Annotated in this window: 12 protein-coding genes; 3 read left to right on the top strand and 9 right to left on the bottom strand. The window is 56.9% G+C overall.

The features are described from left to right. Positions 1–47: 47 nt before the first annotated feature. The 7 genes from rfbB to trxA form a co-directional block, all read right to left on the bottom strand. A complete protein-coding gene (gene rfbB / locus FCN80_RS19905) occupies positions 48–1,121 on the bottom strand; it encodes a dTDP-glucose 4,6-dehydratase (protein WP_170975467.1) in 1,074 nt (357 codons plus the stop codon). Further along, the gene (wecC, locus tag FCN80_RS19910) at positions 1,112–2,374 is read right to left on the bottom strand and encodes a UDP-N-acetyl-D-mannosamine dehydrogenase (protein WP_136992043.1); all 1,263 of its coding nucleotides are present in this window, start codon (positions 2,372–2,374) and stop codon (positions 1,112–1,114) included. Before wecC ends, rfbB begins: the two co-directional genes overlap by 10 nt. Beyond that, positions 2,371–3,501: a non-hydrolyzing UDP-N-acetylglucosamine 2-epimerase gene (wecB, locus tag FCN80_RS19915; RefSeq protein WP_136992044.1), complete on the bottom strand. Its 1,131-nt coding sequence runs from the start codon at positions 3,499–3,501 to the stop codon at positions 2,371–2,373. The genes wecC and wecB overlap by 4 nt, the downstream gene beginning before the upstream one ends. A 113-nt stretch (positions 3,502–3,614) precedes the next feature. Then, the gene (gene wzzE, locus FCN80_RS19920) at positions 3,615–4,661 is read right to left on the bottom strand and encodes an ECA polysaccharide chain length modulation protein (RefSeq protein WP_136992046.1); all 1,047 of its coding nucleotides are present in this window, start codon (positions 4,659–4,661) and stop codon (positions 3,615–3,617) included. After that, on the bottom strand, positions 4,658–5,752 hold the full coding sequence (gene wecA, locus FCN80_RS19925; protein WP_373880353.1) for a UDP-N-acetylglucosamine--undecaprenyl-phosphate N-acetylglucosaminephosphotransferase: 1,095 nt from the start codon (positions 5,750–5,752) through the stop codon (positions 4,658–4,660). The genes wzzE and wecA overlap by 4 nt, the downstream gene beginning before the upstream one ends. A gap of 290 nt (positions 5,753–6,042) precedes the next feature. Next, positions 6,043–7,302 carry a transcription termination factor Rho gene (gene rho / locus FCN80_RS19930; RefSeq protein ID WP_136992049.1) on the bottom strand — a complete coding sequence of 420 codons (1,260 nt, stop codon included), beginning with the start codon at positions 7,300–7,302 and terminating at the stop codon, positions 6,043–6,045. A gap of 404 nt (positions 7,303–7,706) precedes the next feature. Then, the gene (gene trxA, locus FCN80_RS19935; RefSeq protein ID WP_136992050.1) at positions 7,707–8,033 is read right to left on the bottom strand and encodes a thioredoxin TrxA; all 327 of its coding nucleotides are present in this window, start codon (positions 8,031–8,033) and stop codon (positions 7,707–7,709) included. A 118-nt stretch (positions 8,034–8,151) separates the two neighbouring features. Between trxA and rhlB the strand changes: the two genes are divergently transcribed. Together rhlB and gppA are read left to right on the top strand one after the other, a co-directional pair. After that, positions 8,152–9,441 carry an ATP-dependent RNA helicase RhlB gene (gene rhlB / locus FCN80_RS19940; RefSeq protein WP_136992052.1) on the top strand — a complete coding sequence of 430 codons (1,290 nt, stop codon included), beginning with the start codon at positions 8,152–8,154 and terminating at the stop codon, positions 9,439–9,441. A gap of 4 nt (positions 9,442–9,445) precedes the next feature. Next, a complete protein-coding gene (gppA, locus tag FCN80_RS19945) occupies positions 9,446–10,945 on the top strand; it encodes a guanosine-5'-triphosphate,3'-diphosphate diphosphatase (RefSeq protein WP_136992054.1) in 1,500 nt (499 codons plus the stop codon). Between the two features lie 22 nt (positions 10,946–10,967). On the opposite strand, the gene rep is transcribed toward gppA, so the two are convergent. Both rep and ilvC read right to left on the bottom strand, forming a co-directional pair. Then, entirely contained in the window at positions 10,968–12,995 is a 2,028-nt protein-coding gene (rep, locus tag FCN80_RS19950) for a DNA helicase Rep (RefSeq protein WP_136992056.1), read from the bottom strand. Between the two features lie 328 nt (positions 12,996–13,323). Beyond that, positions 13,324–14,802, bottom strand: a complete 1,479-nt coding sequence (gene ilvC / locus FCN80_RS19955; RefSeq protein WP_136992058.1) for a ketol-acid reductoisomerase — start codon at positions 14,800–14,802, stop codon at positions 13,324–13,326. Between the two features lie 231 nt (positions 14,803–15,033). Here ilvC and ilvY point away from each other — a divergent pair, with 231 nt between their 5' ends. Continuing rightward, positions 15,034–15,921 carry an HTH-type transcriptional activator IlvY gene (ilvY, locus tag FCN80_RS19960; RefSeq protein WP_136992060.1) on the top strand — a complete coding sequence of 296 codons (888 nt, stop codon included), beginning with the start codon at positions 15,034–15,036 and terminating at the stop codon, positions 15,919–15,921. Positions 15,922–15,935 lie beyond the last annotated feature (14 nt).

The following is a 15,935-nucleotide window of genomic DNA, read 5'->3' on the forward strand; positions in this document are numbered from 1 at the left end:
TGCTTGGCCGGCGACCCGGCCGGAACGGACTGCCCATTGGCGGCGGCTCAGCGCGCCAGCCCGAGACGCTCGCCGGAATAATAGCTGCCGTCCTGAACCCTTCGCCACCACGCCTCATGGCTTAAATACCATTGCACGGTTTTGCGCAGACCGCTGTCGAACGTTTCCTCGGGCTGCCAGCCCAGCTCCCGTTGTATCTTGCCGGCATCAATGGCATAACGTCGATCATGACCGGGGCGATCGGCCACGAACGCGATCCGATCGCTATAGCTCGTCACACCGATCGGCCGAGGCGCCAGCTCGTCCAGCAAGGCGCACAGCGTTTGCGCCACCTCGATATTTTTACGCTCATTGCCGCCGCCAATATTGTAAGTTTCGCCGATTTTCCCCGACACCACCACTTGATATAACGCCCGTGCATGATCTTCCACATACAGCCAGTCGCGAATCTGCATACCATCGCCATAGACCGGCAACGGCTTGCCCGCCAGCGCATTAAGGATAACCAGCGGTATCAGTTTTTCCGGGAATTGGTAGGGGCCGTAATTATTGGAACAATTAGTGATAAGCACGGGCAGGCCATAGGTGCGATGCCAGGCGCGGACCAGGTGATCGCTGGCGGCTTTCGACGCCGAATAGGGACTGCTTGGGGCATACGGAGTTGTTTCGCTAAACAGCCCGCCGGTGTCCGCCAGGTCGCCATAGACTTCGTCGGTGGAAATGTGGTGCAGCCGAAAGCGCCCCTGCTGCGGCGCGTCCAGCGACTGCCAGTAGCGGCGGGCGGCCTCGAGCAGGCGGTAAGTGCCGTCGATGTTGGTGCGGATGAAGTCGGCCGGACCGTCGATGGAGCGATCCACATGGCTTTCCGCCGCCAGATGCATAATGCAATCCGGCCGATAGTCTTCCAGTGTCTGCCTTAGGGCCGGGCCATCGCAAATATCCAACCGCCGGAACGCGTAGCGCCGGTGGGTTGATACCGGCGACAGTGAGTCCAGATTGCCGGCATAGGTCAGTTTATCCGCCACCATTACGCTGTCCGGGGTCGCGGTAATGATAAGCCTGACCAACGCGGAGCCGATAAAACCCGCCCCGCCGGTAATCAATATGCGTCTCACCGCCATACCCCCCGGGTATCCACCACCCATGGCTGGGTAACCGCATCGGCGGGCACGGATTTAAACTGGCGGTGGTCCACCAGCATGACCAGGATGTCCGCTTTGGCAAGGGCGTCATCCAATCCCGCAAGCGTTGTTCGCTCCGCCAGCATCGCCGGCAAGGCCAGGATATTGGGTTCCACCGCAAGCGTCGTTCCCCGATGCCACTCGGCGATCCGGCGGGTGATGGCTACTGCCGGGCTCTCGCGCAGGTCGTCGATATCCGGTTTAAACGCCAGGCCCAGGCAGGCTATCACGACTTCGCCCGCTCGCTTGTCGGTGTGATACAGGCAATCCGCCACCGCCGCCTTGACCTGATCCACCACCCAGTCCGGCTTCCCGTCGTTCACCTCGCGGGCGGTACGGATCAAGCGGGCCAGATTGGGGTTCTGCGCCACGATAAACCAGGGATCAACCGCGATGCAGTGGCCTCCCACCCCCGGTCCCGGCTGTAGGATGTGAACGCGCGGATGACGGTTGGCCAGACGGATCAGTTCCCAGACATCGATTTGCTGTTCGGCGCAGATCAACGATAATTCGTTGGCGAACGCGATATTGACATCACGGAAACTGTTTTCAGTCAGTTTGCACATTTCCGCGGTGCGGGCATGGGTAACGACGCATTCCCCTTCCAGAAAGACTCGGTACAGCTCGCTGGCCCTCGCCGAACAGCGAGGCGTCATGCCGCCTATCACCCGGTCGTTCTTAATCAGTTCCACCATCACTTTGCCCGGAAGCACGCGCTCCGGGCAATAGGCGATATTGATATCGGCCTGTTCTCCCGCCGTCTGGGGAAAACGCAGATCCGGCCGGGCCTGCGCCAGCCATTGCGCCATGTGTTCGGTGGCGCCTACCGGCGAGGTGGATTCAAGAATGACCAGGTCGCCGGTTTTCAATACCGGCGCCAACGATAGCGCGGCGGATCGGACAAAGGACAGGTCCGGTTGATGACCATCCTTGAAAGGCGTGGGCACGGCGATGAGGAAGGCGTCCGCCGCCTGCGGCCGGGTGACCGCCGTCAGACAACCGTTTTCCACCGCATTTTTCACAACCCGATCCAGATCCGGCTCGATAATATGGACTTCGCCGCGGTTGATGGTGTCCACCGCTATTTGATTGACATCCACGCCTATGACCCGTTTACGGCGCGAAGCAAACGCCGCCGCGGTGGGCAAGCCGATATAGCCCAAACCGATGACGGATATTGTGTCAAAACTCATATTTTCACCTGATGATTTTTGAGGGCTTCGATAATACGCCGGCAGGCTTGCCCGTCACCATAGGGGTTGTGCGCCTTGCTCATGGTCTGGTATTCCCCGGCGTCATTAAGCAACGCCGATACGGCGGCCTGGATCCTGCCAGGATCAGTGCCCACCAGCAGCACCGTACCTGCCGCCACGGCCTCGGGCCGTTCGGTGGTCTCCCGCATCACCAATACCGGCTTGCCCAGGGCGGGCGCTTCTTCCTGAATACCGCCGGAATCGGTCAGGATCATGTACGACCGGTACATGAGATAAACGAACGGCAGGTATTCCTGCGGCTCAATAAGCTTGATATTGGCGATGCCGCTTAATATGCGATTGACCGGTCCGCTGACATTGGGATTGAGATGAACCGGATAAACCACTTGCACCTCGGGATGCAGACGGGCGATGTGGGCCAGCGCGCCGCAAATACGCTCGAAACCGTCGCCAAAACTTTCGCGGCGATGACCGGTGACCAGAATGAGTTTTTTTTGTGGGTCAAGGAAATCGTAATGCTGTTCCAGATTGGCCTGTAGCGCGGCATCGTTCATGATCCGGTCGCGAACCCAGAACAAGGCGTCAATGACCGTGTTGCCGGTAATAAAAATCCGCTCCGACGCCACCCCCTCGCGCAGCAGATTTTGCCGGGCGTTTTCAGTAGGCGCGAAATGATACATGGCCAAATGGCCGGTCAGCTTGCGATTGGCCTCCTCCGGCCAGGGGGAGTAAAGATTGCCGGTGCGCAGTCCCGCCTCTACATGACCGACCGGGATATGCTGGTAGAAAGCCGCCAGACTGGCGGCGAAGGTGGTGGTGGTATCGCCATGCACCAGCACCACGTCAGGTTGAAAAGATTCCAGCACCGGCTTCATACCGGTCAGGATCCGGCTGGTGATTTCGGTCAACCCTTGATCCGGCTTCATGATATTCAGATCATGATCGGGCGCGATGGCGAATAACCTTAGCACCTGATCCAGCATTTCCCGATGCTGGGCCGTAACGCAGATCCTTGACTCGAAAGCAGGATCCTTGGCCAGGGCCAAGGAGAGCGGTGCCATTTTGATGGCTTCCGGCCTGGTGCCGAAGACGATCAACACTTTCACAGCAATTCCCTTCCGTCTCGAGTGAACCACCGGGGTGGTTCGTTTAAGTTCTGCCGCGTGGCGGGCGGCGCATCCATCCGAGTTGATGCCTGTTATTCCGGGCTGTGACGGCGTTATCGGCGGCGAATCAGCGCTATACCCGCGCCGACCAGCATGCCCACGGTCCCCCAGAGAATAAGCAGGAAAACCCGGCGAGGCCTGTCGCGTTTAACCGGTTCCTCGGGCGTCCTTAAATAACGGTAAGTCTGGAAATGAAGTTGCAATGTCGGCCCGACATTCAGCGTCGACAACATCGCGCGATTTTGATCATATTCTACATCAAAACCGGGACCGGCGGCCTGCAATGCCAGCAATCTGGCCTGTAATTCCGGCTGCCCCAGCAGAAACAGCGCCGACGGCGGCAATGCGTCCGCCTCGGCGCTGGTTTGACTATGACCGATGCCTTGCCGCTTCGCAATATCCAGCGCTTGGCGAAGCGCGTTCACATCACGATCGTAAATCGCCTTGGCCACGGCTTCCTGCCGTTTGACCTGGGCTTTCAGCGAGACGGTGCGCGCCGCCCAGGCGACGGCGACGTCTTCGTTGAGCAGGCCGGTCGCCCGCTGGTTGGCGAACGCGACATAGGCGCGCAGCAAGGTATCGGCATCCGCCGCCGTTTCCGCCGTCAACATCACCTGATCAGGCTGGTGTTTGCCGTCGTCGCGGGGAATGAACCGGATATCGTCGATAAGTTCATCCAGCAGCACAGCATCAGCATGGGCATGACCTTCCTTACGGGCGGTGTAATAAGCGCTACCCAGCCAGAATTCGCGCCGGGTATCGTAGGAAGAGAGCTGCCGGATGAATTCCTGGTAGGCATCGTCACTGATGGACGCGGTATCCGCGGTGGGTAAGGTGGTATTCCTCACATCCAGGTTGCGTAGAAACTGCTGCTGCGAAAAATAGCTGCCCAGCATGTTCACGGTCGGCCGATCGGTAATGGCGGTGGACGTCCATTCCTGTTTGACGATAAAACTGTACACCAGGGCGATAATGGCAAAGAGCGCCGCCGTGGCGACAATCCAGCCTTTGCCCCGCCATAGCTTGAGAATGAGTCCGTGAATATCCAGTTCATTATCAAGCTGCCCAGACTGCGCGCTGGCCTGCATGTCCGATTTCATTTCCTCTCCGAAGAATGCACGGCGGTGTTTTTCCTGTTGGCGAACCGGCGTTTCGTCCGTTTAACGAAACGGGCGACGCGCCAGGCGCATTTAAGCAGATAGCCATAAAGTAGAAAGACCAGCACGAACAGGAGCATCATCACTGATTCGGGCCAGACCAGCCAGCGTTCGCCGGCAACGCCGAACGCTGCCAGTAGCGCCGCGGCAACTGTAATGATAACAAAGGCTTGACGGGAACTAAAGCCGGCTCGCATGATAAGATGATGGATATGTTGCCGATCGGGGGAAAACGGACTCATCCCCTTGCGCATCCGGCGGTACATGATGGCGACCATATCCATCAGCGGAATGGCGATAATCCACAGCGCCGTGACCGGATTCATGGGATGCCCGGTGCCTTGGGTGCTTTGCAGGATAATCCAGATAATGCTGAAGCCTATCATGGTGCTGCCGGCATCGCCCATAAACACCTTGTAGCGCCTGCCGAACACGCCAAGATTGAGCAAAATATACGGCATGATGGCGGCAATCATCGCAAAGCACCACAGACCCAGGCCAGGGTTGTTGTCCAACCACATCAGTATGCCCATGGCGCCGAGCGAGACACAGGAAAGTCCGCCCAGCAACCCATCGATGCCGTCGACCATATTGAAGGCATTGATGGCCGCCCAGACGGCGAACAGGGTCACTGGATAACCGAAAAGGCCGAGCACCATCTCCCACGGCCCGAGAATATAACCAAGACTATTGATATACAGCCCGCCATACGCCATCATGACGATAGCCACCAGGGCTTGGATTGTGGCGCGGGATTTCACGCTGATATCGTATTTGTCGTCAAGGGCACCGGTAATAACCAGAATGGCGGCGCAGAGCAAATACAACCCGACATGGGGCACAAACTGGTCAGTGTAAATAAATGTAAAACAGAGACCGGCGTATATTGAAATACCGCCGACCAATGGAACCTGTCCCTGATGACGTTTGCGGTAGTTGGGCCGATCTACCAAGCCTATTTTCTTGGCTACCTTGCGCGCTAACAAGAGAAAAACCATTGAAAAAACAAAAATGGCAATAAAGTCAGTACTCATATTGAGTAAGTTCACAATTGAAAGCTCTCTGCGTCCATCGGGCCGTTTTGAGACGCTAACGCGATGTTCGTCCCATACTTTTTGCCTCAGTCGCCATCAAATTCCATGACACTGAATTATTGTTTTGTGCATCTTTTTTCATCCTCCCTGACTGCCGGTCAGGTTTAATGAAGCAAAAAGACCGCCTGGCTTAGCCTTATTTAAAGGTACGGCAAGCAAGATGCGACTATCCTAGCATCTGAAACAAAAAACGCCACGTTTTGACGTGGCGTTGCCCGAGTTTTTATTGTTTAGGAGCGTTTCATCATGTCGAAGAATTCGTCGTTGGTTTTGGTCATCGCCAACTTATTAATCAGGAATTCCATCGCGTCAGTCTCGCCCATCGGATGGATGATCTTACGCAGAATCCACATCTTTTGCAGTTCTTCCTGCGTGGTGAGCAATTCTTCCTTACGGGTGCCCGATCGGTTGTAGTCGATGGCGGGGAATACGCGTTTTTCGGCGATTTTGCGCGAAAGATGCAACTCCATGTTACCGGTGCCCTTGAACTCCTCGTAGATAACCTCATCCATCTTGGAACCGGTATCAATCAACGCGGTGGCGATAATGGTCAAGCTGCCGCCTTCCTCCACATTGCGCGCCGCGCCGAAGAAGCGTTTCGGACGATGCAGGGCATTGGCGTCCACGCCGCCGGTCAAGACCTTGCCGGACGCCGGAACCACGGTATTATAGGCCCGGGCCAGGCGGGTGATGGAGTCCAACAGAATGATAACGTCTTTTTTATGTTCCACCAGGCGCTTGGCTTTTTCGATGACCATCTCGGCGACCTGTACGTGCCGGGAAGCCGGCTCATCGAACGTCGACGCGATAACCTCGCCCTTGACCAGGCGCTGCATTTCCGTCACTTCTTCCGGCCGTTCGTCGATAAGCAGCACCATCAACACGCAATCGGGATGGTTGTAGGCGATGCTTTGGGCGATATTTTGCAGCAACATGGTTTTACCGGCTTTCGGCGGCGCCACAATCAGGCCGCGCTGGCCGCGGCCGATAGGCGCCGCCAAATCCAGCACACGGGCCGTCAGGTCTTCCGTGGACCCGTTGCCGCGTTCCATACGCAGACGCGAATTGGCGTGCAGCGGCGTGAGGTTTTCGAACAATATCTTATTACGGGCGTTTTCCGGCTTGTCGTAGTTGACTTCGTTGACTTTCAGCAGCGCGAAGTAACGTTCACCCTCTTTCGGCGGCCGTATCTTGCCGGAAATGGTATCGCCGGTACGCAGGTTGAAACGGCGGATTTGGCTGGGGGATACATAGATATCGTCCGGACCGGCCAGATAGGAACTGTCGCCGGAACGCAGGAAACCGAAGCCGTCCTGCAAAATTTCCAGCACGCCGTCGCCAAAGATATCTTCGCCGCTTTTGGCATGCTGCTTCAAGATGGCGAAGATGATGTCCTGTTTGCGCATGCGGGCCAGGTTTTCCAGGCCCATATTCTCGCCGAGAGTAATCAGCTCAGAAACCGGCGTATTTTTTAATTCGGTAAGGTTCATAATGGTGGGTTCTTAAACTCGGGGTAATTCTCGAACTGTTTTTGTGGATGGTATGGCAGCGTAAATTCGTGCCTGTCTAACGGCATTTGATTCCAGTATATCCCGTTTGGGCTGATGAACAGCAAATCATGCAAAATGAATACTAGAAGACTGAAGGTTGAGAACGCCTAAAAGGATCAATTCAAATCCAGATTGCCTGAACACCTTGCTTGAACGCGCCAATGCTGTTCTAAAACCACGGGACAACAACGGGACTCTGGCAATGAGTAAAGCTGAGATTCAAGCTACGGGTAAGATCTAAATGCAGTGGACATAAACTTAGCACGGTTCTTGGCGGGCGTCCAGCGCTCAATACGAGAAAACGTAATGAACGCCGACACCCTGAAGGACTCACCCGCGCGACATTACAAATTTTTGTTCAGGAACTCTTTCAGTTGTCCTTTGGATAGCGCGCCAACCTTGGTGGCCACCACTTCCCCGTCCCGGAACAGCAACAACGTCGGAATGCCGCGGATGCCGTATTTGGGCGCCGTGGCGGGGTTTTCATCAATATTCAGCTTGGCGACGGTCAGTTTACCTTCATATTCTTCGGATACTTCGGACAGGATGGGGGCAATCATTTTGCAAGGGCCGCACCATTCCGCCCAGAAATCGACGAGAAATGAACCTTTGGCCTGCAACACATCCTTGTCGAAGCTATCGTCACTCAAGTGAATAATTTTATCGCTCATGTTTTACTCCACAGGATTATTTTTATCCAGTCGTACTAGGCTCTACCGACACCGGCTTGACTTTATTTCACTGGATACGCTTTCGTAATGCAATAGTTAACTGTTATTCTACCACACTATGAGCAAAACACACTTAACCGAAAAGAAGTTCTCCGACTTCGCCCTGCACCCGCTGATTATTAAAGCCCTTGAAAGTAAAGGGTTTAGTAACTGCACGCCCATCCAGGCATTGACGTTGCCCATTACACTGGAAGGCAAGGACGTCGCGGGCCAGGCGCAAACCGGAACGGGCAAAACGCTGGCTTTCCTCACGGCCGCGTTTCATCATCTACTCACCCACCCCGTCGGCGAACAGCGCCAGATCAATCAGCCAAGGGCGTTGATTATGGCGCCGACCCGCGAACTGGCGGTGCAAATCCACTCTGATGCCGAACCCTTAGCCCAGGCGACTGGCCTGAAAATGGGCCTGGCCTACGGCGGCGACGGTTACGACAAGCAACTCAAAGTGCTGGAAGCCGGCGTGGATATTCTGGTCGGCACCACCGGCCGTCTTATCGATTACACCAAGCAGAACTATGTCAACCTGGGCAATATCCAGGTCGTGGTGCTCGACGAGGCTGATCGGATGTTCGATCTGGGCTTCATCAAAGATATCCGTTGGTTGTTTCGCCGTATGCCCTCGGTTGAACAACGGCTCAATATGCTGTTCTCCGCCACGCTCTCCTACAGGGTGCGCGAGCTGGCGTTCGAACATATGAATAACGCCGAGTACATAGAGGTTGAGCCGCTACAGAAAACCGGCCACCTGATACGGGAAGAATTGTTTTATCCGTCCAATGAAGAAAAAATGCGCCTGCTGCAAACCCTGATCGAGGAAGAGTGGCCGGATCGCTGTATCATATTCGCCAATACCAAGCACCGCTGCGAGGAAATATGGGGCTATCTGGCGGCGGACGGTCACCGCGTCGGGCTGTTGACCGGCGATGTCTCACAAAAGCGCCGGTTGCGCATTTTGGATGAATTCACCCACGGCGTGCTGGATATTCTGGTGGCTACCGATGTCGCCGCCCGCGGCTTGCATATCCCGCAGGTGACCCATGTATTCAATTACGATCTGCCCGATGACTGCGAAGATTATGTACATCGCATCGGTCGGACGGGGCGCGCCGGTGAAAGCGGTTCGTCCATCAGCCTGGCTTGCGAGGAGTATGCCCTGAATTTGCCGGCCATCGAAAGTTATATCGGCCATCAGATTCCCGTCAGTAAATACAATAGCGACGCGCTGCTGACCGGGCTTCCCGCGCCAAAACGGTTGTCCCGTCCCCGTCCCGGCGCCGGCCCGCGGCGGCATTCCGTTTCCCGTCGCGGCGGCGCCGCGCCGCGTCATAACCGCAAACGCCCGGGCTAACGCGATGCACAGTGGATCCTCGCTTTATGCCGCTATCGATCTTGGTTCCAACAGCTTCCACATGCTGGTGGTTCGCGAAGTGGGCGGTACTCTGCAAACGTTGGCGCGCATCAAGCGCAAGGTCCGTCTGGCGGCGGGTCTGGATGGCGATAACCGGCTTTCCCGCGACGCCATGCAACGGGGCTGGCAATGCCTAAGATTATTCGCCGAGCAGTTGCAGGACATTCCGCCGGACCACACCCGCGTCGTGGCGACCGCTACCCTGCGTATCGCCACCAATGCCGGCGATTTTCTCGGCCCGGCGGGCGAGATCCTGGGTTGCCCGGTGCAGGTCATTACCGGCGAGGAGGAAGCGCGCTTAATCTATCAGGGCGTGGCGCATACCACCGGCGGTTCCGATGAACGGCTGGTGGTGGATATCGGCGGCGGCAGCACCGAGCTGATCGTGGGCCGCGGCGCGCAGGCGCTGGAGCTGTTTAGCCTGGAAATGGGTTGCGTCACCTGGCTGGAGCGCTGGTTCACTGATAGAAGCCTGACCAAAGAGAATTTTGACCAGGCCGAGCAGGCCGCTCGCGCCATGATTCGGCCCGTGGTGTCCCCCCTGTTGTCCCGCGGCTGGCAGATTTGCGTCGGCGCTTCCGGCACGGTGCAGGCGTTGCAAGAGATCATGGTGGCGCAGGGTATGGACGAAAATATCACCCTCAGCAAGCTGTTGCAGCTTAAACAACGCGCCATCCAGTGCGGTAAACTCGAGGAACTGGAAATCGAGGGATTGACACTCGACCGGGCGCTGGTTTTCCCCAGCGGGCTGTCGATTCTGCTGGCGGTTTTCCATGAACTCGGCATCAAGACCATGACCCTGGCCGGCGGTGCGCTGCGTGAAGGTATCATGTACGGCATGCTGAACATGTCGGTGTGCGAGGATATCCGGGAGAGGACGCTGCAAAACCTGCAGCGCCGTTATCAGTTGGATGTCGGTCAGGCGCGGCGGGTTAGCTGTCTGGCCGATGATCTCGCCCGCCAGGTCGCCGGACAATGGCGACTTGACGAACGATGTTTCGCCCTGCTGCACTGCGCGACCATGATCCACGAAATCGGCTTGAGCATTGATATCAAAAACGCCCCGCAACACGCCGCTTATCTTGTCAGCCACATCGATTTACCCGGGTTTACGCCCGCCCAGCAAAAGCTGGTCGCCACGCTATTGCTCAATCAAAGTCAGCAAATCGACGTCGCGCAGCTCAATCAGCAAAATAGCCTGCCACCCCGCCAAGCGCAATATCTCTGCCGGCTGATGCGATTGGCGATTATCTTCTCCATCCGGCGGCGCGACGGCACGGTGCCGGCGATCACATTGCGGGCGGAAGACGATACCCTGCATGTTCTGCTCCCCCAGGGGTGGTTGCAGGCACATCCGTTGCGCGCGGAGTATCTGGAACACGAAAGCCAGTGGCAAAGCTATGTCCATTGGCCGTTATTACTGGAAGAAGCGTTGCCTGCATGATTCGGCGGCCGGCGCCGTGGGTTCAGACTTTGCGTTCGCGAGATTTGGCCAGTTGTTCACGGAGGTTGGCCACATGGCTTTTGCCCCGGGACATGCGCTCCTCGGCGCTGACGGTTTTCTGTCCCCGTTCCCAGGCCAAATCGTCCTGCGGCAATTCCAGCAAAAACCGGCTGGGTTCGGGGCGGATCATCTCGCCATATTGGCGCCGCTCCTTGCATAACGTGAACGTCAGCGCCTTTTGCGCGCGGGTGATTCCCACATAGGCCAGCCGGCGTTCTTCCTCAATATTGTTTTCATCGATACTGCTTTGGTGCGGCAGCAACCCTTCCTCCATGCCCACCAGGAAGACATAAGGAAACTCAAGGCCCTTCGAGGCATGCAGCGTCATTAACTGCACCTGATCGAGCTCTTCGTCGTCCTCTCCCCGCTCCATCATTTCCCGCAGGGTGAAACGCGCCACCACCTGATCCAGCGTCATGGGATCATTCAGTTCCGTTCCCGTTAGCATTTCGCCCATCCAGGAAAACAGCTGATCGACATTTTTCATCCGCATCTCGGCGGCCTTCTGGCTGGGGGACGTCTCATAAAGCCAGTTTTCGTACTCCATGCCGCGAATTAAATCCCTTACCGCCGGCACCGGTTCGCTTTCCACTTGCCGGGCGATATGCGCCATCCAGACGGTGAAATGCTGCAAGGCCTCCAGGCCGCGACCGGTAAGCGTCTGACCGAGACCAACGTCGAAGCTTGCCGCGAACAGGCTTTTACCGCGCGTCGCCGCCCACTCGCCCAGTTTTTGCAAGGTCGCCGGACCAATTTCCCGCCGGGGCGTATTTACCACCCGCAAGAAGGCGCTGTCATCGTCCGGATTGGTCAATACCCGCAAATAAGCCAGCAAATCCTTGATTTCCGGTCGGGCAAAGAATGACGTGCCGCCGGAAATGCGGTAGGGGATGCGGTTTTGCAACAGCATTTTTTCAAATAACCGGGACTGGTGATTGCCGCGATAGAGAATGGCGTAATCGCGGTAACGGGTTTTATGGATAAAACGGTGGGCGATCAGCTCGCCCACGACCCGCTCCGCTTCGTGATCTTCGTTATTGGCGACCACCACTTTCAATTCTTCGCCATAACCCAGGCTGGAAAACAAGCGTTTTTCGAACAAATGGGGATTATTGGCGATCAGGATATTGGCGGCCTTGAGGATACGCTCGGTGGAACGGTAATTCTGTTCCAGTTTGATCACTTGCAATTGAGGGAAGTCCTGGCGTAGCAGGGCCAGATTTTGCGGGCGGGCGCCACGCCAGGAATAGATGGATTGGTCGTCATCGCCCACCACGGTGAAACGGGAACGGGCGCCCACCAGCATTTTGACCAGTTCATACTGGCTGGTATTGGTATCCTGGTATTCGTCCACCAGCAGGTAGCGCAGGCGGTTCTGCCAGCGCTCGCGCGCTTCGGCGTCCCGTTGCAGCAATAACGTGGGGCGCAAAATCAAATCGTCGAAATCCAGGATATTGCAAGCGTTGAGGTGCGCATCGTAAAGGCCGTAGCAATGGGCGAACAGCTTTTCCCGCTCGGAACGTGCCGAGGCGGCGGCCTGCGCCGGATCAAGCAGATCGTTTTTCCAGTTGCCGATGGCCGAGGCCAACTGTTTCAAAAGATCTTTGTCGCCTTCAAGCCATTTCTCGGTAAGATCTTTAAGCAGCGCCTGCTGGTCGTATTCGTCAAATAGCGAGAATTTGGCGCTCATGCCCAGCGCCCGGTGTTCCCGTTTGATGATTTCCAGGCCCAGGGTATGGAATGTGGCGATAGTGAGGCCGCGCGCCTCCTGCCGGCCCAGCGTTTGCGCCACCCGCTCCTTCATTTCCCGCGCGGCCTTGTTGGTAAAGGTCACCGCCGCGATGTGCCGGGCCTGATAACCGCACTGCCGGATTAAGTGGGCGATTTTATTGGTGATGACCCGGGTCTTGCCCGAACCGGCGCCGGCCAGCACCAGGCAAGGCCCGGTAACGAATTCGACGGCGTGTTGCTGGCTGGGATTGAGGCGCATAAGGCTTTTCGACTCCTGGCGGTACAAAAACACGGAGGAAGATTGTAGCAGAAAGCGGCGATGAAATTGACCGTAATGGGCCGGCGGAGGGAGCCTGTCCACGATTCTGTGCCATCGCCACTTCACGCGAAGAGGGTCGCCCTCACAATCACCAAACTCAATAATAATGCGGCTCATGGTCAGACGCCGGTTCTGCGACGGGGTACGTCGACAAATTCGCCCGGCCCGCCCGCCAGGTCCGTCCGTATGCCGCGGCATGAGCGATAAAAAAACCGGCGCAAGGCCGGTTTATCCCATAATCGGACATTATCGGTACAGTAACGAAGCCTCAGTTGGCCACCGCGATACGCTTCATATCCGTCATATAACCGCGCAGCCTGGCGCCGACGGTTTCAATGGGATGCTGGCGGATAGCCTCGTTGACATCGCGTAATTGAGCATTGTCAATGGCGCTGTCGGGCACAGGTTTACCGATATCCCCGGGCTGCACGCTTGCCATGAATTTCTCTTTCAGCAACGGAATGGCCGCATTGGCAAACAGGTAATTACCGTATTCGGCGGTATCGGAAATGACCACGTTCATTTCATACAAACGCTTGCGGGCAATCGTATTGGCGATAAGCGGCAGCTCGTGCAGCGATTCATAATAAGCCGATTCGGCGATAATGCCGGAACGGGTCATGGTTTCAAACGCCAGTTCCACGCCGGCTTTCGCCATGGCAATCATGAGCACGCCGTGATCGAAATATTCTTGTTCGCTGATTTTACCATCGTATTGCGGCGCATTCTCAAACGGCGTCGCGCCGGTTTCTTCGCGCCAGGTCAGCAGCTTCACATCATCATTGGCCCAATCGGCCATCATGCCGCTGGAAAACGCGCCACTGATAATATCGTCCATATGCTTCTCAAACAACGGTTTCATCAGTGCTTTCAACTGCTCGGACAAGGCCCAGGCACGCAATTTGGCGCTGTTGGACAGCCGATCCATCATCAGGGTGATGCCGCCCTGTTTCAGCGCTTCGGTGGTGGTCTCCCAACCGTACTGCACCAGCTTGCCGGCATAGGCGGGGTCGATGCCATCAGCCACCAGCTTATCGAAACACAGCAGCGAACCCACCTGCAGCATACCGCACAGAATGGTTTGCTCGCCCATCAGGTCTGATTTCACCTCGGCCACGAAGGAGGATTCCAGCACGCCGGCGCGGTGGCCGCCAGTGGCGGCGGCCCAAGCCTTAGCCAGCGCCATGCCTTCGCCCTGCGGGTCGTTTTCCGGATGCACCGCGATAAGGGTCGGTACGCCGAAACCGCGTTTGTACTCTTCCCGCACCTCGGTGCCGGGGCATTTGGGCGCCACCATGATAACCGTGATATCTTTACGGATTTGTTCGCCCACTTCGACGATATTGAACCCATGGGAATAACCCAGCGCCGCCCCTTTTTTCATCAGCGGCTGCACCGCTTTCACCACGGCGGAATGCTGTTTGTCCGGCGTGAGGTTCACCACCAGGTCGGCCTGGGGAATCAGCTCTTGGTAAGTGCCCACTTTGAAACCGTTCTCGGTGGCCTTGCGCCAGGAAGGACGTTTTTCATCAATGGCGGCCTGACGCAATGCATAAGAGATGTCCAGACCGGAATCGCGCATGTTCAGGCCCTGGTTCAGCCCCTGGGCGCCGCATCCCACTATCACCACTTTTTTGCCTTTCAGATAACCCGCTTCGTCAGCGAATTCGGACCGGTTCATAAAGCGGCATTTACCTAATTGTTCCAGTTGTTGCCGCAAACTCAATGTGTTGAAGTAGTTGGACATTCTATGCTCCATAAAGGGTATGTCGTCATGCTGTTCATGTCTTTCCGCCGGATAGGCCGCCGCTTTCGTCTGGCGGCGGCGCGCTGCCTCGGCTCGCGGGCGAAACCGGGGGCGCCTGTCGGGCGGGTTCGGTTTGGTATTCACTATAAAACATGTATTACGTTGCTTAAATTGATATATTAACAATCTCACATTGCAGATCATGCAATACAATATCAGGCGGCGCACATCATGGACCTTAGGGATCTGAAACTGTTCCTTCATCTGGCGGAAAGCCGCCATTTCGGACGCACGGCCAAGGCGACCCATGTCAGCCCTTCCACGTTGTCGCGGCAAATCCAGCGGCTGGAGGAAGATGTTGGGCGCGTACTGTTTCTGCGCGACAACCGCACGGTGCAACTTACCGACGCCGGCGAGCAATTGAAAGTATTCGCCCAACAGACATTGCTGCAATATCAGCAGTTGTCCCATCGTCTGGGCCAGCACGGGCCGTCGCTAAGCGGCGAACTACGGCTGTTTTGTTCAGTGACCGCCGCCTACAGCCATTTACCGCCTATCCTGGATCGTTTCCGCGCCGAACATCCGCTGGTGGAAATCAAACTGACCACCGGCGATGCCGCCGATGCCGTGGACAAAGTGCAATCCGGCGACGCGGACCTGGGGATCGCCGGACATCCGGAGATCTTGCCCGCCAGCATCGATTTTGCGCCGATCGGCCAGATCCCCATGATCCTGATCGCCCCCGCGTTGCCCTGCCCGGTACGCTCGCAAGCGCTGGCCGAGCAGCCCGATTGGTCCCGCACGCCGTTCATCCTGCCGGAACACGGCCCGGCGCGCCGCCGTATCGATCACTGGTTTCGCAGTAACCGGATTGCCAATCCGCTCATCTACGCCACCGTAGCCGGCCATGAGGCCATCGTTTCCATGGTGGCGCTGGGCTGCGGCATCGCTCTTATTCCCTCGGTGGTGATGGATAACAGTCCCGAGCCGGTGCGCAGCCGGGTGCAAATCATCGAACACGGCACGGCGGTCGCGCCGCTGGAACTGGGGGTCTGCGTGCAGATTAAACGCTTGCAGGAACCGCTGATCGATGCGTTTTGGCAATTACTGGCACGTTGAACCCCGCCGTAAAC

This window comes from Martelella alba (assembly GCF_005217455.1).
GTDB lineage: Bacteria > Pseudomonadota > Gammaproteobacteria > Enterobacterales > Enterobacteriaceae > Acerihabitans.